This is a genomic window from Micromonospora sp. WMMA1998, from assembly GCF_027497375.1.
In the GTDB taxonomy this organism is placed as follows: Bacteria; Actinomycetota; Actinomycetes; order Mycobacteriales; family Micromonosporaceae; genus Micromonospora; species Micromonospora sediminicola.
This window is the reverse complement of record NZ_CP114911.1, coordinates 4,891,545-4,909,890: the sequence shown is the minus strand read 5'-3', so window position 1 is coordinate 4,909,890 and position 18,346 is coordinate 4,891,545. Positions and strand designations below refer to the sequence as shown.

The window sequence follows — 18,346 nt, the reverse complement described above, 5'->3', positions numbered from 1 at the left end:
GTGCCGCCGGCGTCCCACGTTACGGACGGGAGCGTACGCCCGCGCCCACCCACCGGCCGACAATCGTGCACGACTGTTGAGCGTCCGTTACCCCGGTGTAACCCTTGGGTGGGGCAGATCACTTCTCGTGCCGACAGACCTGATGGGCGGTGTCGCGAACGTCCGTTTCCGGCGTCTCCCCGACCTCCCGGCGAACTACCGCCAGAAGACCGCGACCGCCGCGTTGAGCAGCGTCAACCCGATGATCGCAAGGAAGTGCCCACGGTTCACGGACTCCCGCTTACGGGAGAAGAAGACCATGACGAAGATGAGCAGCGCGAGCACCAACTTGGTAACAAGCTTCGCCGGGGCGGGCTCGTCCCCGTCGCGCAGCGGGGCGGACAGTCCGAGACCGGTCAGGATCTGGATCACCGCCCCCCACAGCATCGCGGCGTTGATCCGCAGTCGACCGGTGACGTACTGGGCGATCCCGCCGCCGAGCAGCAGCGCGAAGCCGATCAGATGGACGTAGAGAAGGATCAGACGAAGAGCTTCCACGCCGGCCATCCTCCCCCATCAACGACGCTTTGTAGTAGGGGCCCGCCGAGGTGCCGTCATACCGTGACCTCGGCTCGGGCCGGGCGCGACACCGGCGTCTCGCCGAGCGCGCCGGACCGTCGGCCGACCAGCACGAGCGCCAGCCCGACCAGCGCGTATCCGGCCAGCACGGCCAGCGACCGAGCGGCCCCCGCGCCGTCGAAGAAGGCCGCCGACCGCAGCAGCGTGCCGCCGGCGCCGACCGGCAGGAACTGGCCGACGGTCCCCCACGGCTGCGGCAGCAGCTCGGGCGCGGCGGCGACCGCCGAGAGCGGGTTGCCGACCAGGAAGACCAGCAGCGCGCCGAGCCCGATCCCGGCGCGGCCGAGCAGCGCGCCCAGCCCGGCCACCGTGCCGGCGGCGGCGAGCGAGAACAGCCCGATCGCGCCGGCCTCCCGCCACGGGTCGCCGTCGACGAGACCGAGCCAGCCGTGCAGCACCGCGACGCCGGCGCCGCCGGCGACCACCGCGTACCCGATCAGGCCGGCGAACCGCGCGACGCGACCGGCGACGAGCAGCGTGAGTAGCGCGCCGGCCAGCATGCCGGTGAGCGCCAGCGGCAGGAAGCCGGCGGCGAACCCGGCGCCGCGCGGGTCGTCCGGGTCGGCCGGCACGACGGGCGTCACCGGCACCGGGCGGCCGCCGGAGAGCTGGCCGGCGGCCTCGGTGAGCAGGGCAGCCACGGTGGGGCTGGCGGCCGGCGCGGTGTGCAGGGCGACTCCGTCCGGGCCGGCGACGAACGCGGCGTACACCTCGCGGTCCCGCAGCGCCCGGTCGGCGGCCGCCGCGTCCGGCAGCGTGGTGACCGCGAAGCCGCCGGGCCGGGCGGCGGCGAGCCGGGCGGCCAGCTCCGCGGTGGCCGGCGGCGGCCCGGCCACCGCGACCGGCAGGTCGCGCGGCGCGAGGTGCGCGGCCGGTGCCGCGAACAGGGGTACGAGCAGCGCCTGCGCGACCACCGTCAGGCCGACCAGCAGCGCGGCGAGGGTCCAGGGCGAGCGGGACCGGAGCATCGGCGTCTCCCTAAAACGAATGTTCGTTCTCTTGAACCGAGCGTGCACCTCCGCGCGGCCTTCGTCAAGAACGAACATTCGTTTTAGGATGTGGGGCGTGCCACGAGTCTCCGAGCAGCACCTCGCCGCCCGCCGCCAGCAGATCCTCGACGCGGCCCGGCGCTGCTTCGTGCGCGACGGCTTCCACCACACCTCGATGCAGGACGTGATCAAGGAGGCGGGGCTCTCGGTCGGGGCCGTCTACCGCTACTTCCCGAGCAAGAACGACCTGATCACCGCCATCGCCCAGGCGGTGATCGGCACCGCGGACGCGACCTTCGCCGACCTGTCCACCGTCGATCCGCCGCTGCCGCTGACCGGGGTGCTGGAGCGGGCCCTGGCCTTCGTCGACACCCAGCTCGGCCCGGACGGGGTACTGCCGCTGGCGTTGCAGGTGTGGAGCGAGGCGCAGCGGGACCCGGTGCTGGCGGAGTTCGTCGCGGCCACCTACACCCGACTGCGGGCCCACTTCGTCACCGCCGCCACGCGGGCGCGCGATGCCGGCGAGCTGCCCCCCGACGCGGATCCGGAGGCGGTCGGCGCGGCCCTCTTCGGCCTGGTCCCCGGCTACTTCACCCAGCGCATCCTCACCGGTTCCCCCGACCGCGAGACCTACCTGAACGGCGCCCGCACCCTCCTGCGCTGAGGTGTGAGGAGGGGCCCCTTGTTATGCAGAACGCGTTAACAGGGGGCCCCTCCTTTCGTCACAGGCGCCAGAGCTGGAAGGTGGGGCCGTCCGCCGGCAGCGTCACCGTGCCGTCGGCGGACGGGCGCAGCGCCGGCGCGCCGCCGTAGAGGTTCTCGCCGGCCGGCAGGCCGGTCAGGTGGACCGGGGCGCCGGGGGCGCGGCGGGCCAGGGCCAGCACCGTGCCGGTCGGCGCCTCGCGCAGGAACACCAGCGTGTCCGCGTCCGCGTGCACCCAGCGCAGGCCGCCGTGCCGCAGCGCCGGCTCGTCGCGGCGCAGCGCCAGCAACGACCGGTACGCGTCGAACGTGCGCCGGTCCCAGCTCTCCGGCCGGTGCCACGGCATCGGGGTCCGTGAGCCCTCGCCGTTGGTGCCGGTCAGCCCCAGCTCGTCCCCGGCGAACACCACGGGCGTGCCGGGCATGGTGGCGAGCAGGCCGGCGGCCACCTCCTGCCGGGCCGCGTCACCGACCACGGTGCGGATCCGGGCCGAGTCGTGCGAGCCGAGCAGCTGCCACGAGTGGGTGTACGACCGCCACGACACCAGCGACCGGTAGGTGTCCATGGTCGCCAGGACCGCGTCCGCGTCCCGCCGCCGTACCCCGCCCGGGGTGCCGAGGAAGTTCGGCACCGGGTCGTCGCCCGCGCGCAGCCAGGACCAGACCGGGTCGGTGAAGCCGACGTAGTTCATCGTCCCGTGCCAGCCGTCCCGGTCCAGGTCACCGGTGTGGTCGTGGCCGTGCTCAGCGAGCAGCAACGCGTCCGGCCGGGTCTCGGCGACCACCTCACGCAGCAGCCGCGCCACCTCGTGGGTGTAGGCGTCGGCGCCCCGCCGGCCGGTCATGTTCGCCACGTCCACCCGCCAGCCGTCCAGCCCGTACGGCGGGCGCAGCCAGCGGCGCAGCAGCGAGTCCTCGGCGGTGGCGAACCGACGGCGCAGCTCCGCGCTGCCCCAGTTGAGCTTCGGCAGCGACTTGACCCCGTTCCAGGACTCGTAGTCCTGTCCGGGCAGGTCGAAGTAGTACAGCTCGCGTTCCGGCGCGCGCACGTCGGAGACGGCGGCGGTGAACCAGTCGTGGGCGTCGCCGGTGTGGTTGCTGGTGATGTCGCCGAGCAGCCGCCAGCCCCGGGCGTGCACCGCGTCCGCGAGCCGGGCCAGCGCGGCGTCGCCGCCGAGCAGCGGGTCCACGGTGTCGAAGCTGGACGCGTCGTACCGGTGGTTGGATCGGGCCGGGAAGACCGGGGTGAGGTAGACCGTGTTGACCCCGAGCCGGTCCAGGTGGTCCAGACGCTCGGTGATCCCGTCGAGGTCGCCGCCGTAGAACTGGCGGGGCGTCTCCGGGCCACGGCCGATCACCGGAGTGTCCCAGCCGCATGCGATGGCCCAGTCCGGCGCGGTCCGGGTGTCGGCGGCGGCCGAGCGGGCGAACCGGTCCGGGAAGATCTGGTAGATCACCGCGTCCCGGGCCCAGGCCGGCGGCGGCGCGTAGCTGACCAGCTTGAAGTCGCCGTGGTCCGGCACGTCGTGGGCGGCCGTGCCGGCCGCGTTCAGCCAATGGGCACCGTGGTCGCCGTCGAGCAGGAAGCGGTAGTTGCTGACCGGGTTGCGGACCTCGACGTCGGCCCGCCACCACACGTCACCGTCGGCGGTGCGGTCGACCACCGCCTCGGCGAAGTGCGGCTCGCCGTCGCCGGTGGTGCGCAGGTGCACCTGGCGGACGCCGGCGCCGGCCGGCACCCGGACGAAGACGGGAACGGTCTGCCCGAGCGCGGGCTCCTGCTCCGGGACGTAGGTGGCGGATCCGTCGTGGTGCGGTCGCAGGGACATGGTGGCGCCTTTCGCGTCGTACCGACAGGGAGTGGGGCGGGCACCCGCCGCGGTCGGTTTCACCCGACCGCGGCGGTCCGCCCGAGAACCGCTCCGGTGTACGCCGACACGACGCCCTTGCCGCAGCGTGAGCCGAGGAGGCTCAGCCCTTGACGGCTCCGGAGGTGAGGCCGGAGACGATGTAGCGCTGGAGCAGTTGGAACACCAGCACCGTCGGGATCGCGGTGAGCAGCGTGCCCGCCGCGAAGATCCCGAAGTTGTTGTTGCGTTCGCCCGCCACCAGGCCGTACATGCCGACCGCGAGGGTCTTCGACTCGGTGTTGGTGAGGAACACGTTGGCGATGATGAACTCGTTGATCGACCCGATGAACGCGAGCAGGCCGGTCACCGCCAGGATCGGCGCCACCAGCGGCAGCATGATCCGGAAGAAGACCTGCACGTGCGAGGCGCCGTCCATGGTCGCCGACTCGTCCAGCTCCTTCGGCAGCGTGTCGAAGAAGCCCTTCATCAGCCAGGTGTTCGCCCCCAGCGCCCCACCCATGTAGAGCAGGAACAGGCCCCACGGGGTGTTGAAGCCGATCGCCGGGTACAGGTCGGTGACCGTCGTGAAGATCAGGAAGATCGCCACGATGGCGAGGAACTGCGGGAACATCTGGATCAGCAGCAGCGTGAGCAGGCCGACCCGGCGCCCGGCGAACCGCATCCGGGAGAACGCGTACGCGGCCAGCGCCGACAGGAAGATCGACGCGAAGCTGGCCACGCCCGCCAGCAGCAGCGAGTTGAGGAACCAGTGGGCGAACGCGGTGCGGTCGAACAGGTTGGTGAAGTTCTCCAGCGACGCCCCGGTCGGCAGCAGCTCGGTGGAGGAGAGCGTGCCGAGCGGGTTGAGCGCCGCCGAGATCACGAACAGGATCGGGAAGAGGCTGAACACGACCGCCAGCACCCCGACCAGGTGCCGCCAGCCCACCTGGGCGAACCACCGGCTGCGCGCCCGGCCGGCCGCGTTGCGGTTGGCCACCGGGGCTTCCGCGATGCTGGTCACGAGTACACCTCCTCCTGCTTGCGGGTGCGCCGGAAGCTGATCGCCGACACCGTCGCCACGATCGCGAAGATGAAGATCGACACGGTGGCGGCCAGGCCGAACTCGGCGCCCTGCGCGCCGAACGCCAATCGGTAGGTGTAGGTGATCAGCAGGTCGGTGGCGCCGTTACGCGGGTTGTCCGGCGCGAACGGCCCGCCCTCGGTGGTGAACAGGATCGCGTTGACGTTGTTGAAGTTGTACGCGAACGACGCGATCAGCAGCGGCGAGAGCGCCACCAGCAGCAGCGGCAGGGTGACCGCCCGGAACGACTGCCAGGGCGTCGCCCCGTCGACCGAGGTGGCCTCGGTCAGCTCCCGCGGGATGGCCTGCAACGCGCCGGTGGCCACCAGGAACATGTACGGGTAGCCGAGCCAGAGCTGCACCAGCAGCACCGCGATCCGGGCCGACCAGGATCCGCCGAACCAGTCGACGTCCAGCCCGAACAGGTTGTTCACCAGGCCGAAGTCGGTGTTGAACATGTCCCGCCAGACCAGCAGCATCGCGAACGACGGCATCGCGTACGGGAGGATCAGCAGCACCCGGTAGAAGTTCGTGCCCTTCATCCGGGGTGAGTGCAGCGCGAGCGCGATGGCCATGCCGAGCAGGAAGGTGAAGCCGGTGGAGCCGATCGCGAACGCGAAGTTCCAGGCCAGGGTGCCGAAGAACGGCTTGGAGATGTTCGGGTCGGTGAGCACCGCGCTGAAGTTCTTCAGCCCGACGTTCACCTTCCAGCCCTGGGTGAGCCGTTCGCCGTCGGCGGCGACGAAGGAGCCGACCTTCTCGTCGGCGCTCCACGTCTTGCCGGTCTCGCTGTCCTTGACGCAGTCGCAGCCGGCGTCGTACGCCCGGGCCGCCTTGCCCTCGTAGGCCCGGGTGAGGCCGTTGGAGCGGATGGCGCCGTCGTCGGTGGGGACGATCAGCGCGGTGACGGCGTCGCTGCGGCCGCTGGCCTGGCCGATGTTCAGCACGGTGTAGCCGTCGGCGGCGGTGACCTTGCCGCTGAGGCTGCTGACCGTGACGTCGGCGGCGTCGAGCTTGCGCAGCCCGCCCGCGTCCCCGGCGAAGACCTCCTTGGTCTTCGGGTCGCTGAGCAGGAAGACCAGGGAACCGGTGGCCGGGTCGCCCTTGGTGGCGATGCTGAGGTTGTACTCGGTCGACCCGGGGACCTGCTTCACCGAGGAGGTCTGGATGGCGACGATCGCGTCGTCCTTGCTGCCGCGGTGGCCGTCGCCGAAGTTCGTGAACGCGGTGCTGGCGGTGTAGAGCACCGGGAAGACCTGGAAGGCGATGAGGAAGAGCGTGCCGGGGACCAGGTACTTGGCCGGGATGTGCCGGCGGCTCAGGTAGAGGTAGAACAGGCCGGCGGTGGTGACCGCCAGGACACCCAGCCCGATCCAGTGTCCGGCCTCGATGAGCGGGAACGCCGCCCAGATCGCGATCCCGGCCACCAGGCCGAGCAGGACCACCTTGACGACGAGGCCGGTCGCGGTGATCGGCGCGTGGTTCCGCGCGGTACGGGACGTGCGCGGGAGCCCGGGGCGGGCGGGCTCCCGGCCCGGGGTCCGCGTGGCGGACCCCGGGCCGGACAGCGGCGCGCTCATTACTTGATCTGACCCTGGATGGTCTTGCCAGCGGCCGTGATCGTCTTGGCCGGGTCGGCGCCACCGATGATGGCGGCCTCCGCCTTGCCGAACGGGTCCCAGATCGCGGCCATGGCCGGGATCGCCGGGAGCACCTGGCCGTTCTTGCCGGCCTCGGAGAACTTGGCCAGGTCCGGGTCCTCACCCTTGACCTGGTCGAAGGCGGCGGTCAGCGCCGGCGGGCGCGGCTCGGCCTTGTACAGCGCGACGGCCAGCTCGGGCTTGGTCACGTAGTTGGTGACGAACTCCTGGGCCAGGGCCTTGTTCTTGCCCTTGGCGGCCACGTAGAACGCCTGGACGCCCACGAACGGCTGGGCCTCCTTGCCACCGGCGAAGCCGGGGACCGGGGAGATGTCGTACTTGATGCCGGCCTTCTTGGCGTCCGCGATGGCCCACGGGCCGGAGACCAGGTAGGCGCACTTCTTGCCGGTGAAGGTGGCGATGGAGTTCTCGCCGGTGATGGAACGCTTGAGCGCGCCGTCGCCCTTCTCACCGAGCTTCGCGATCTTCTGGAAGGCCGCGATCGACTCCGGCTTGCCCACGCCCAGGTCCGTCGGGTCGTAGTCGCCGTTCGCGGCGGTGCCGAAGAGGTAACCGCCACCCGAGGTGTACAGCGGGTAGATGTGGTACGCGTCACCGTTCTGGCCGGACTGGAGGCAGAGGATCTCGCTGGCCTTCTTGTCGGCCTTGAGCTTCTTGCCGGTGGCGACCAGGTCCTCGATCGTCTTCGGCGCCTCGGGGGCCAGCTCGGTGTTGCGGATCAGCGCCACGTTCTCGGTGGCGTAGGGCACGCCGTAGAGCTGGCCGTTGAACGTGACGGCCTTGATGGCGGTCTCGTTGAAGCCGCTCTTCTGCTCGGCCGGCAGCTGCACCGGGTCGATGGCGCCGTTCTGGACCAGGTTGCCGATCCAGTCGTGCGCGCCGACCACGACGTCCGGGCCGCTGCCCTGCTGCGAGGCGGTGACGAAGTTGGTCTGCAGGTCCTTGGAGACGGCCTGGACCTCGACGGTCACGCCGTTCTCCTTGCCGAACTCCTCGGCGAAGGGCTTGAGGGCGGCGGTGCGCTTGTCGTCGGCCCAGATGACCAGCTTGCCGCCGGTCGCCTTGTCGGCGGACTTCTCGGCGGCCGGCTTGTCGCTGCCGCTGTCACCACAGCCGGACGCGGCGAGCGCCAGGCCGAGGACGGCGACCACACCCGCGGTACGGATGCGCATCGGTACTCCTGTCGTCATGGTGGCCCGCCGGGGGAAGGGCGACCACCAGTGGAAACCTCTGAAAGTTCTTGCTGACCGGCGCGGGGGTGCTGCGCCGCTGCTCTCGCATGTTGCGGGGACGTTAGCAAGAGGTTGCAGAGAATGGAAGGGCTTGCAGAAGTGTACGCAAGACTTTGCCGTTGAGCTAAAGTGCCGCCATGCGCGCTCGACTGTCCGACATCGCCCAACAGGCCGAAGTCAGCGAGGCCACGGTGTCGCGGGTGCTCAACGACCGCCCCGGAGTAGCCCCCGAGACCCGGCAGGCCGTCCTCACCGCCCTCGACGTGCTCGGCTACGAGCGCCCCGCCCGGCTGCGCAAGCGCAGCGCCGGGCTGGTCGGCCTGGTCGTGCCCGAGCTGGACAACCCGATCTTCCCGGCGTTCGCCCAGATCATCGAGTCCGCCCTCGCCCCGACCGGCTACACGCCGGTGCTCTGCACCCAGACCCCCGGCGGCGTCCGCGAGGACGAGTACGTCGAGATGCTGCTGGACCGGCAGGTCTCCGGCATCGTCTTCGTCTCCGGCCTGCACGCCGACACCGCGGCCGACCACGACCGCTACCGCACGCTGCTCGCCCGGCCGCTGCCGATCGTCATGATCAACGGCTACGCCCCGGGCATCCCCGCGCCCTTCGTCTCCTGCGACGACCGGGAGTCCGCCGAACTCGCCGTCGCCCACCTGGTGGCGCTCGGGCACCGGCGGATCGGCCTGATCACCGGCCCGGACCGGTTCGTCCCGGTGCAGCGCAAGGTCGCCGGCTACAAGGCGGCGATGGGGCGCCTCACCGACATCTCCGACGAGGACCTGACCGAGCTGACCGAGCTGTCCCTGTTCGGCGTGGAGGGCGGCGAGGCCGCCGCCGGCCGGCTCATCGAGCGCGGCGCCACCGGACTGGTCTGCGGCTCCGACCTGATGGCGCTCGGCGCGATCAGGGCGGCCCGCCAGCGCGGGCTGTCCGTGCCCGAGGACATCTCCGTGGTCGGGTACGACGACTCCCCGCTGATGGCGTTCACCGACCCGCCGCTGACCACCGTGCGCCAGCCGGTCGCCGCCATGGCGGTCGCGGCGGTCCGGGCGCTGGTCGACGAGATCAACGGCCACCCCTCCCCCAACTCCGAGTACCTGTTCCGCCCCGAGCTGGTGGTACGCGGCTCCACCGCGGTCACCCGCCCCGCGACCTCCCCCAAGCGCCAGCGCCCCGCCCCCACCTCCCTGGCCGTCCCCGCCTGACCCCTCCCCGCCCCTCCCTCCCCCTCCACCCGTCGATCTTGCAGTTCCGGCCCCGACAAAAGGGGTGAAGGCCGCGCGTCGGAGGCAGCAACTGCAAGATCGCGCGGGCGGACGGGAGCGCGGGGGGCGGGTGGGTGTCTCGGGATGCGGGACGGGGGCGGAAGCGTGATCCTCCTGGCGGGGAGGTGATCGGTGTCATTTCTTGCGCAAGGAATGCTTGACTCTTGCAGAGCCGGCGCGGCATCCTGCTCAGACACCCTGCGCCACCACAGAACGGGAATCGACATCCGATGACCTCCGCCCCCACCCCCACGCCGCTGGCCGCCGACGACGACTGGTGGCGGTCCGCGGTCGTCTACCAGGTCTACGTCCGCAGCTTCGCCGACGCGAACTCCGACGGTGTCGGTGACCTCCAGGGCATCCGGCAGCGCCTGCCCTACCTGCGGGACCTCGGCGTGGACGCGCTCTGGCTGACCCCCTTCTACACCTCGCCGCAGGTCGACGCCGGTTACGACGTGTCCGACTACCGGGACGTGGATCCGCTCTTCGGCAACCTGACCGACTTCGACGAGATGATCACCGACGCGCACGCCCTGGGCCTGCGGATCATCGTCGACCTGGTGCCCAACCACACCTCCAGCGCGCACCCGTGGTTCACCTCGGCGCTCGCCGCCGGTCCGGGCTCGCCGGAGCGCGAGCGCTACCTGTTCGCCGACGGCAAGGGCGAGCAGGGTGAGCTGCCCCCGAACGACTGGGAGAGCATCTTCGGCGGCCCGGCGTGGACCCGGGTGGTCGACGGCCAGTGGTACCTGCACCTGTTCGACCCGGCCCAGCCCGACCTGAACTGGCGCCACCCCGAGGTGCGGGCCGAGTTCGAGGACGTCCTGCGCTTCTGGCTGGACCGCGGCGTGGACGGCTTCCGGATCGACGTGGCGCACGGGATGATCAAGGCCGAGGGCCTGCCGGACGTCGGCTTCAACTCGATGACCACCGGCCAGCGCCAGTCGGAGCTGCTCGGCAAGGGCCGGCTGCCCTACTTCGACCAGGACGAGGTGCACGACATCTACCGCGCCTGGCGGCCCATCCTGGACAGCTACCCGGGCGGTCGGATGGCGGTCGCCGAGGCCTGGGCCGAGACCCCGCAGCGGCTGGCCCGCTACATCGGCCCGGACGAGCTGCACCAGGCGTTCAGCTTCGACTTCCTCGACGCCACCTGGTCGGCCGACTCGTTCCGCAAGGTGATCGACACCGCGCTCGCCGAGTCGACGATCGTCGGCGCGCCCACCACGTGGGTGCTCTCCAACCACGACCGGCAGCGCCACGTCACCCGCTACGGCGACGGCGAGGTCGGCCTGCGCCGCGCCCGGGCCGCCGCGCTGCTGATGTTCGCGCTGCCCGGCTGCGCCTACGTCTACCAGGGCGAGGAGCTGGGCCTGCCGGAGGTGCTGGACCTCCCCGACGAGCTGCGCCAGGACCCGGCGTTCCGGCGCACCGGGGAGAGCCGCGACGGCTGCCGGGTGCCGATCCCGTGGAGCGGCGAGCTGGCCCCGTACGGCTTCGGGCCGGACGGCAGCGAGCTGAGCTGGCTGCCGGCGCCGGCGACCTGGCGGTCCCTCTCGGTGGCCGCCCAGACCGGCACGCCCTCCTCGACGCTGGAGCTCTACCGGGCCGCGCTGCGGATCCGCGGTGAGCACCCGGCGCTGGCCGGCCTCGGTGGCATCACCTGGCTGGAGACCGAGCCCGGCGTGCTGGCGTTCCGCCGCGCCGCCGGGGACACCGAGCTGACCTGCGTGGTCAACATCAGCGGCGCCGACGTGACGGTGACCGGCTTCGGCCGGCCGCTCGTCGCCAGCGCCGATCTCACCGAGCAGGGCGACGGGCACGTCCTGCCGGTGGACGCAGCTGCGTGGTTCGAACGGCGCTGAGCCGGGTAACCCGCCAACGACCTGGTCGTCCGTTGTGCTCCGCGCCGACGGGCGGCTGGGCTGCCGACCCCTTGTGGTGGGGGGTGAGGTGGTACCGGCCCCTCGGGAGTCCGCTCCCGGGGGGCCGGTGTCCATCGGGGACCCGCGCCGTCAGCCGCCCTTGGCGGTGAGCAGCGCGGCGATCCGGGCGAACCCGGCGCGCACCTCGTCGCGGTCCGGCGGGTTCGCCGGCTCTGGCTCCGGCCGGCGCTCGGCGGCCAGTTCCAGCTCCTCGTCGATGACGTCCTCGAAGTCACCGTAGAGATCCGCCTGGTCGGCCTGGGCCGCCTCGTCCGCGGCGGCGATCTGCGCGGCGGCGATCTCGCCCCGGATCTCCTCCGGCGTCAGCGCCGGCAGCAGCGGCTCCACCACCGCCATCAGCTGCTCCTCGGCCACCACGGCCTCGGCCAGCGCGAGCGCGTGCGGCCGCTCGTACGGTCCGCAGACCACCGGCTCCCACTCGTCCTCTGGGCCGAGCGGGGCGAACGTGATGATCCACGGCAGGCCCAGCATCGGGGAGTCGTCCGGCAGGTCCAGTGTCACGAGTGCGCCCACCGGCCCATCATGGTCGTTGCCCGCACGGCCCGGGAGCGCAATCCCCCGACTCTCCCCGCTCAGGCGACCGCTCTCAGCCACGCGTACCGGCGTCCAGCGCCGCACGGACCAGCGCGAGCGCCCGCTCCGGCGGGACACCCAGGCGACGCGCCTCGGCGGCATAGTCCGCGGCGGCGCGGTGCAGCCGGTCGGTGGCGTCGTCCCGCCCCGGGGCCGCCACGGTGCCGTGCCGGCCCCGGGTCTCGACCAGCCCGGCGGCCTCCAGCTCCCGGTAGGCCCGGGCCACGGTGTTCACCGCCAGCCCCAGGTCCGCGGCGAGCTGCCGGACCGCGGGCAGCCGGGTGCCCACCGCCAGCCGCCCGTCCCCCACCATCGCCGCGAGCTGCGCGCGCACCTGCTCGTACGGAGGGGTGGCCGACCCGGCGTCGATCCGGATCCGGGCGCTCATCCGCCGCCTCCGGGGGTGCCCGGGTCGGTCTCCTCGTCGAGCACGTCGGCCTCCACGTCCACCTCCCGCGCCCCGCCCTCGGCCATGTCGACCACCCGGCCGTAGCGGCTGGTGGCGGCGAGCGCGGCGCCGAAGAGCACCAGTTGGTTGAGCAGGTAGAGGTAGAGCAGCAGCCCCACGGCGGTCGCCACCACCGTGTACGCCGGGTTCCGTTCGGTGCGGACGACGTAGTAGCGCCCCACGGTGTTGAGCAGCGTGATCCCGACCGCGACGGTCAGCACCGCCGGGCGCAGCCGGCGCCGGCTCATCCGCAGGCGGGGCACGGCGAGCAGCAGCGCGGCGGCGAGCACGGCGTTGACCAGCACGCTGAGCACCGCGCTGACCGTGGTCAGGCCCACCGAGCCGGTGCTGCGCAGCAGGAACCGCAGCAGCGACTCCAGCGCGTCGACGGCGGCGACCGAGACGAAGAGCAGCACGAAGACCGCGACCAGCACGCCCAGGTCGACCAGCCGGCGCACCACCAGGTTGCCGGGCTGCTGGTTGAAGCCGTACATCAGGCGCTGCGAGGAACGGATCGCCTCCACCCAGCCGATGCCGGTGAAGACCAGGATGACCAGGCCGACCACGCCGACGGTGTTGCTGCTCTCGGAGATCTGGGCCGGGTCAAGGAAGGGCAGGTTCTCCCGCAGGAAGTCGGCCGCCGCGCGGCTGACTTCCTCGTTGTCCCGCAGCACCGCGCCGAAGATCCAGTACGCGACCAGCGCGAGCGCGAACACGGCGAAGAACCCGTAGTAGGCGATGGCGGCGGCGAGCCGGCCGGCCATCAAATCGGCGTAGAGCGTCCCGGCCAGCCAGAGGTGGTCGAAGACCGACGAGCGACCACGAGCCGCGTCGATACGGCGCCCGATGGCCGTCTCGATCCGGCCGAAGACGTTCACCCCGTCATCCTCGCCGATCCCCGCTCCCGGTGGAGGCGGCCCGGCCGGCCGGGTGTTCAGCGCGGGCCGCCGAGCCGGAAGTCGCGGCGGGGCTGCCACCGGGTCGCGCCGCTGTGGGAGAAGAGCGTGAACGCGTCCACCTCGAACAGCGCGGAGAAGTCGGCCAGGTCCTCGTACGCCTTGTCGAGCACCTCGGGCGGCACGTCCTGGGCCACCGTCACGTGCGGGTGGTAGGGGAAGCGCGTCTCCCGGCGTAGTTCGGGTGCGGAGTTGATGGCGGCGGCGAGCAGCTCGCACTCGCTGATCCCGGCCGCCACCGCCACGAACACCACCTGGGTGACCGGGCGGAACGTGCCGGTGCCGCGCAGGTGCAGGGTGAACGGCAGGTGCGTGGCGGCCACCCGGGCCAGGTGCTCCTCGACGGCCGGCAGCGCGCGTACCGGGATCTCGGTGGGCCCGAGAAGGGTGACGTGCGCGGGCACCGCCTGCGGGTCGCCGGCGGAGATCCGGCGGCGGGTGAGCTGCCCGCCCCACGGTTCGGGGACGTCGACCGCGATCCCGATCTGGATCGTGTCGCCGCCGTCCGGCGCCGCGTCACCGCCCGCCACGTTGCGCGCCATCCCTCCGGCCACCGACTGCGTCACTCCCGCCCCGCCCGGGCCGCTACTCGAACCGCACCGGCGGGAAGAAGCCGACCCGCTCGTACGCGGTGCGCAGCGTCTCGGCCGCGACCGCCCGGGCCTTCTCCGCGCCCCGGGCGAGCAGCTTGTCGAGCTGGGCCGGGTCGTCCAGGTAGCCGTTGGTGCGCGCCTGGATCGGCGTGACGAACTCCCGCACCACCTCGGCGAGGTCCTTCTTCAGGTCGCCGTAGCCCTTGCCGTCGTACGCGGCGACCAGGTCGTCGATGCCGCGGCCGGAGAGCGCGGAGTAGATGGTGAGCAGGTTGGAGATGCCCGGCTTGCCCTCGACGTCGAAGACGATCTCGCGGCCGGTGTCGGTGACCGCCGAGCGGATCTTCTTGGCCGAGCGGGCCGGGTCCTCCAGGAGGTCGATGATCCCGGCCGGCGAGGAGGACGACTTCGACATCTTGGCCGTCGGGTCCTGCAGGTCGGTGATCTTCGCGGTGTCCTTGACGATGTGCGGGGCGGGCATCGTGAAGGTCGGCCCGAACAGCGAGTTGAACCGCTGGGCCAGGTCGCGGGAGAGCTCCAGGTGCTGCCGCTGGTCCTCGCCGACCGGCACCGCGTTCGCCTGGTAGAGCAGGATGTCGGCGGCCTGCAGGATGGGGTAGGTGAACAGGCCGACGCTGGCCCGCTCGCTGCCCTGCTTCTGCGACTTGTCCTTGAACTGGGTCATCCGGCCGGCCTCGCCGAAGCCGGTGATGCAGCCGAGCACCCAGGCCAGCTGCGGGTGCTCGGGCACCTGCGACTGGACGAACAGGGTGCTGCGGTCCGGGTCGAGGCCCAGCGCGAAGAGCTGCGCGGCGGCCAGCCGGCTGCGGTGCTTGAGCACCTTCGGGTCGTGCCCGGCGGTGATCGCGTGCAGGTCCACCACGCAGTAGAACGCGTCGTGGCTCTCCTGCAGGGCCACCCAGTGCCGCAGCGCGCCCAGATAGTTGCCGAGGTGGAACGAGTCGGCGGTCGGCTGGATGCCGGAGAAGACGCGCGGCCGGGCGGGTACGTCGGACATGGCGGCAATTCTGTCAGCAAGCCCCGGCGTCCGTCATGACGGGCCGGCGGGTCGGGCGGGTACGGACGACAACGGGCCGCTGACCTCGCGCCGGGGCTCGGGCAGCAGCGCCGTGGAGACCACCAGGCGGGACACCCGTCGGCCGTCGAGCGCCAGCACCCGCAGCAGCCAGCCCTCCGGATCGGTCGGTCCCGATCCGTCGACCGGGTCGACGGCGACCGGCACCTCGTCGCCGGCCACCGGCAACCGGCCCAGCGCGGCCATCACGTAGCCGCCGACCGTCTCGTACGGGCCGGCGGGCAGCGGCACCCCGGTGCGCTCGGCGAAGTCGGTCAGGTTGAGCCGACCGTCGACCACGGCGGGCAGGCCGGCGGGCTCGGCGTCGGGCGGCCCGTGGCCCTCGTCGTGGATCTCCCCGACCAGCTCCTCCACCAGGTCCTCGCAGGTCACGATGCCGGCGGTGCCGCCGTACTCGTCGACCACCACGGCCAGGTGGTGACCCTCGCGGCGCATCTCGGTCAGCGCCGCGAGCACCCGTTTGCTGTCCGGCAGCCGCTTGACCTCACGGGTCAGCTCGCCGACGGTGACCCGGGCGTCCGGGCCCGGGCGCAGCAGCACGTCGCGCAGGTGCACCAGGCCGACCACGTCGTCGTGCGTGCCGTCGACCACGGGGTAGCGGGTGTGCGGGTCGTCGCGGACCAGCCGCCGCGCCTCGGCCACGGGGAGGCCGGCGGCGAGGAAGACCACCTCGGTGCGGGGCACCATCACCTCGCGGACCAGCCGCGCGCCGGCCACCAGCACCTCGTCGATGATCCGCCGCTCGTCCGGGTCGAGCAGCGTGTTCGCCGCGACCAGGTCGCGCAGCTCGGCCTCGCTGATCCGCTCGCGACCGGCGGTGGGGCTCGCCCCGAGCAGGTCGGTGACCAGGCGGGTGGCGCCGTCGGCGGCGCGGACCACGAGGCGGGCCACGGTCCGGGCGAGCGGGCCGGGTTCGCGCCGGGGCCGCCCCGGCGGTCGCCGCCGAGGCCCGGGACCACCTGCCTCCCGCATGACAAGGATGGTAGACAGCGGACGCCGTCCACCCGCCCGGATGTTCGGATCTGTTCAATCCTGGTGGATTGTGATGGAATGGAGGGAGGCTCACTCGGCAGCGGCGGCACAGCCGCCGGCCGTAGGGTGATCACGAACGGCCGCCGCGCAACGCGGCCAGGCAGAGGAGGACCTCACGTGAAACTGCTCGTCACCGGCGGCGCCGGCTACATCGGCAGCGTGGTGACCCGGATGCTGCTCGACCACGGCCACCAGGTGACCGTGCTGGACGACCTGCGCACCGGCCACCGCGAGGCGCTCGCCCCCGAGGCGACCCACGTCGAGCTGTCGGTGCACGAGGCCGCCCGGGTGCTCACCCCCGACGCCGGGTTCGACGGCGTGCTGCACTTCGCCGCGCTGATCGCCGCCGGCGAGTCGATGATCAAGCCGGAGCTCTACTGGCACACCAACACCGTCGGCTCACTCGCCCTGATCGACGCGGTCCGCGCCGCCCGGGTGCCCCGGATGGTGTTCTCCTCCACCGCCGCCGTCTACGGCAACCCCACCGAGCTGCCCATCCCGGAGACCGCCGTCAAGGCCCCCACCAGCACCTACGGCGCGACGAAACTGGCCGTCGACATGGCGCTGACCTCCGAGGCGGTCGCGCACGACCTGGGCGCCGTCTCGCTGCGCTACTTCAACGTCGCCGGGGCCTACCTGCACGACGGGCTCGCCATCGGTGAGCGGCACGAACCGGAGACGCACCTCATCCCGATCGCCCTCGACGTGGCCGCCGGCCGCCGGGAGAAGCTCCAACTCTTCGGCGACGACTACCCGACCGTCGACGGCACCTGCGTGCGCGACTACATCCACGTCGAGGACCTGGCCCGCGCCCACCTGCTCGCCCTCGACGCGGCCACCCCGGGCCGGCACCGGATCTACAACCTGGGCAACGGCAACGGCTTCACCAACCGGCAGGTCGTCGACGTGGTCCGCGAGGTCACCGGCCACCCGGTGCCGGTCGAGGTGGCGCCGCGCCGCGAGGGCGACCCCGCCGAGCTGGTGGCGTCGTCCGCCCTGGCCCGCGACGAACTCGGGTGGACGCCGGCGAAGCCCACGCTGCACGACATGGTCGGCGACGCCTGGGCGTTCTACCGCGAGCACGTCGGTCGGCCGGCGTGAGCACCCCGGTCGTGGGCGAGGGCCGCGACGACGTCGCCGACCGCGCCGGCGCCGGCTTCCGGCAGCGGTACGGCACCGAGCCGGCGGGCCGCTGGGCGGCTCCCGGGCGGGTCAACCTGATCGGCGAGCACACCGACTACAACGACGGCTTCGTGCTGCCCTTCGCGCTGCCGCTGCGTACCGTGGTGGCCGCGGCGCCCGGCCCGGACGGGCGCTGGACGGTCTGGTCGGAACTGGACGACGAGCCGGTGGAGTTCGGGGCCGCGGAGGCCGACGAACCCGGCCGGGTCGACGGCTGGGCCGCCTACGTGGCCGGGGTGGTGTGGGCGCTCCGCGCCGCCGGCCTCGACGTCCCCGGCGCGCGCCTCGCCATCGCCTCCGACGTCCCGGTCGGCTCCGGGCTCTCCTCGTCGGCCGCGATCGAGTCGGCCGTGCTGGCCGCGCTGGTCGACCTCGGCGGGCTGGACCTGCCCGCCGAGCGCCGGCCCCGGCTCGCCCAGCGGGCCGAGAACGACTACGTCGGCGCGCCCACCGGGATCATGGACCAGTCCGCGGTGATCCGGGGCCTCCAGGGGCACGCGCTCTTCCTCGACTGCCGCACCGAGGAGGTCGAGCAGATCCCGTTCGACCCGGCCGCGGCCGGGCTGGCCGTGCTGGTCGTGGACAGTCGCGCCCCGCACCGGCACGCCGACGGCGAGTACGCCGCCCGGCGCAAGAGCTGCGAGCGGGCCGCCGCAACCCTCGGCGTGGCCGCCCTGCGCGACGTACCCACCGCCGACCTCGACGCGGCGCTGGCCCGCCTCGACGACGACGAGACCCGCCGCCGGGTCCGGCACGTGGTCACCGAGGACCAGCGGGTGCTCGACACGGTCGCGTTGCTGCGCGCCGGCCGGGTCCGCGAGATCGGCCCGCTGCTGACCGCGTCGCACGCCTCGATGCGCGACGACTTCGAGATCACCGTGCCGGAGGTCGACACCGCGGTCGAGGCGGCGCTCGCCGCCGGCGCCCACGGCGCGCGGATGACCGGCGGCGGGTTCGGCGGCTGCGTGCTCGCCCTGCTCGACGCGGACGCCGCCGACACGGTGGCCGACGCGGTGGCCGCCGCGTACGCCGAGCGCGGCTTCGCCGCCCCGGGCACGCTCACCGTCCAGCCCGCCGGCGGCGCGACCCGCTTGTAAGGAAGGGCCCCCTATTAACGCC

At 72.7% G+C, this 18,346-nt stretch carries 17 protein-coding genes; 5 read left to right on the top strand and 12 right to left on the bottom strand.

Features of this window, described 5'->3' with window-relative positions:
- Positions 1-195 precede the first annotated feature (195 nt).
- Both O7600_RS22765 and O7600_RS22760 read right to left on the bottom strand, forming a co-directional pair.
- Positions 196-537: a hypothetical protein gene (locus O7600_RS22765; RefSeq protein ID WP_098746061.1), complete on the bottom strand. Its 342-nt coding sequence runs from the start codon at positions 535-537 to the stop codon at positions 196-198.
- A 56-nt stretch (positions 538-593) separates the two neighbouring features.
- The gene (locus O7600_RS22760) at positions 594-1,586 is read right to left on the bottom strand and encodes a hypothetical protein (protein WP_281590458.1); all 993 of its coding nucleotides are present in this window, start codon (positions 1,584-1,586) and stop codon (positions 594-596) included.
- 97 nt (positions 1,587-1,683) lie between these two features.
- Between O7600_RS22760 and O7600_RS22755 the strand changes: the two genes are divergently transcribed.
- Positions 1,684-2,271, top strand: coding sequence for a TetR/AcrR family transcriptional regulator (locus tag O7600_RS22755; protein ID WP_281590456.1), 588 nt, complete (start codon positions 1,684-1,686; stop codon positions 2,269-2,271).
- Between the two features lie 58 nt (positions 2,272-2,329).
- On the opposite strand, the gene O7600_RS22750 is transcribed toward O7600_RS22755, so the two are convergent.
- The 4 genes from O7600_RS22750 to O7600_RS22735 all read right to left on the bottom strand — a co-directional run bounded on the left by O7600_RS22750 (position 2,330) and on the right by O7600_RS22735 (position 8,073).
- Positions 2,330-4,138, bottom strand: coding sequence for a glycoside hydrolase family 13 protein (locus tag O7600_RS22750; protein WP_281590455.1), 1,809 nt, complete (start codon positions 4,136-4,138; stop codon positions 2,330-2,332).
- Positions 4,139-4,280: 142 nt separating this feature from the next.
- Positions 4,281-5,180 carry a sugar ABC transporter permease gene (locus tag O7600_RS22745; protein WP_281590454.1) on the bottom strand — a complete coding sequence of 300 codons (900 nt, stop codon included), beginning with the start codon at positions 5,178-5,180 and terminating at the stop codon, positions 4,281-4,283.
- Positions 5,177-6,820 (bottom strand): ABC transporter permease subunit, encoded by a 1,644-nt coding sequence (locus tag O7600_RS22740; protein WP_281590452.1) that lies wholly within the window; start codon positions 6,818-6,820, stop codon positions 5,177-5,179. Before O7600_RS22740 ends, O7600_RS22745 begins: the two co-directional genes overlap by 4 nt.
- Positions 6,820-8,073: a maltose ABC transporter substrate-binding protein gene (locus O7600_RS22735; RefSeq protein WP_281590451.1), complete on the bottom strand. Its 1,254-nt coding sequence runs from the start codon at positions 8,071-8,073 to the stop codon at positions 6,820-6,822. The genes O7600_RS22740 and O7600_RS22735 overlap by 1 nt, the downstream gene beginning before the upstream one ends.
- Before the next feature lie 197 nt (positions 8,074-8,270).
- Between O7600_RS22735 and O7600_RS22730 the strand changes: the two genes are divergently transcribed.
- Both O7600_RS22730 and O7600_RS22725 read left to right on the top strand, forming a co-directional pair.
- The gene (locus O7600_RS22730; protein WP_281590449.1) at positions 8,271-9,341 is read left to right on the top strand and encodes a LacI family DNA-binding transcriptional regulator; all 1,071 of its coding nucleotides are present in this window, start codon (positions 8,271-8,273) and stop codon (positions 9,339-9,341) included.
- A 290-nt stretch (positions 9,342-9,631) separates the two neighbouring features.
- On the top strand, positions 9,632-11,266 hold the full coding sequence (locus tag O7600_RS22725) for a glycoside hydrolase family 13 protein (protein WP_281590447.1): 1,635 nt from the start codon (positions 9,632-9,634) through the stop codon (positions 11,264-11,266).
- Positions 11,267-11,416: 150 nt separating this feature from the next.
- Here O7600_RS22725 and O7600_RS22720 read toward each other — a convergent pair whose 3' ends face one another.
- From O7600_RS22720 to O7600_RS22695, 6 genes are all read right to left on the bottom strand, one after another.
- The gene (locus O7600_RS22720) at positions 11,417-11,860 is read right to left on the bottom strand and encodes a hypothetical protein (RefSeq protein WP_099162641.1); all 444 of its coding nucleotides are present in this window, start codon (positions 11,858-11,860) and stop codon (positions 11,417-11,419) included.
- A 73-nt stretch (positions 11,861-11,933) separates the two neighbouring features.
- The gene (locus tag O7600_RS22715) at positions 11,934-12,308 is read right to left on the bottom strand and encodes a GntR family transcriptional regulator (protein ID WP_281590444.1); all 375 of its coding nucleotides are present in this window, start codon (positions 12,306-12,308) and stop codon (positions 11,934-11,936) included.
- On the bottom strand, positions 12,305-13,246 hold the full coding sequence (locus tag O7600_RS22710) for a YhjD/YihY/BrkB family envelope integrity protein (protein ID WP_281590442.1): 942 nt from the start codon (positions 13,244-13,246) through the stop codon (positions 12,305-12,307). Before O7600_RS22710 ends, O7600_RS22715 begins: the two co-directional genes overlap by 4 nt.
- A gap of 56 nt (positions 13,247-13,302) precedes the next feature.
- Positions 13,303-13,866 (bottom strand): 2'-5' RNA ligase family protein, encoded by a 564-nt coding sequence (locus O7600_RS22705; protein WP_281594240.1) that lies wholly within the window; start codon positions 13,864-13,866, stop codon positions 13,303-13,305.
- Between the two features lie 43 nt (positions 13,867-13,909).
- Positions 13,910-14,935, bottom strand: coding sequence for a tryptophan--tRNA ligase (trpS, locus tag O7600_RS22700; protein ID WP_281590440.1), 1,026 nt, complete (start codon positions 14,933-14,935; stop codon positions 13,910-13,912).
- Between the two features lie 33 nt (positions 14,936-14,968).
- A complete protein-coding gene (locus O7600_RS22695; RefSeq protein ID WP_281590438.1) occupies positions 14,969-15,985 on the bottom strand; it encodes a hemolysin family protein in 1,017 nt (338 codons plus the stop codon).
- A 177-nt stretch (positions 15,986-16,162) separates the two neighbouring features.
- On the opposite strand from O7600_RS22695, the gene galE reads away from it, so the two are divergent.
- Positions 16,163-17,146, top strand: a complete 984-nt coding sequence (galE, locus tag O7600_RS22690; RefSeq protein WP_281590436.1) for a UDP-glucose 4-epimerase GalE — start codon at positions 16,163-16,165, stop codon at positions 17,144-17,146.
- A complete protein-coding gene (gene galK / locus O7600_RS22685) occupies positions 17,143-18,324 on the top strand; it encodes a galactokinase (RefSeq protein WP_281590434.1) in 1,182 nt (393 codons plus the stop codon). The genes galE and galK overlap by 4 nt, the downstream gene beginning before the upstream one ends.
- Positions 18,325-18,346 lie beyond the last annotated feature (22 nt).

Coding starts and splice junctions, on each gene's coding strand:
- O7600_RS22760 (WP_281590458.1), bottom strand. CDS start 1,586: ATGCTCCGGTCCCGCTCGCCCTGGACCCTCGCCGCGCTGCTGGTCGGC.
- O7600_RS22750 (WP_281590455.1), bottom strand. CDS start 4,138: ATGTCCCTGCGACCGCACCACGACGGATCCGCCACCTACGTCCCGGAG.
- O7600_RS22740 (WP_281590452.1), bottom strand. CDS start 6,820: ATGAGCGCGCCGCTGTCCGGCCCGGGGTCCGCCACGCGGACCCCGGGC.
- O7600_RS22735 (WP_281590451.1), bottom strand. CDS start 8,073: ATGCGCATCCGTACCGCGGGTGTGGTCGCCGTCCTCGGCCTGGCGCTC.
- O7600_RS22730 (WP_281590449.1), top strand. CDS start 8,271: ATGCGCGCTCGACTGTCCGACATCGCCCAACAGGCCGAAGTCAGCGAG.
- O7600_RS22725 (WP_281590447.1), top strand. CDS start 9,632: ATGACCTCCGCCCCCACCCCCACGCCGCTGGCCGCCGACGACGACTGG.
- O7600_RS22715 (WP_281590444.1), bottom strand. CDS start 12,308: ATGAGCGCCCGGATCCGGATCGACGCCGGGTCGGCCACCCCTCCGTAC.
- O7600_RS22705 (WP_281594240.1), bottom strand. CDS start 13,866: ATGGCGCGCAACGTGGCGGGCGGTGACGCGGCGCCGGACGGCGGCGAC.
- trpS (WP_281590440.1), bottom strand. CDS start 14,935: ATGTCCGACGTACCCGCCCGGCCGCGCGTCTTCTCCGGCATCCAGCCG.
- O7600_RS22695 (WP_281590438.1), bottom strand. CDS start 15,985: ATGCGGGAGGCAGGTGGTCCCGGGCCTCGGCGGCGACCGCCGGGGCGG.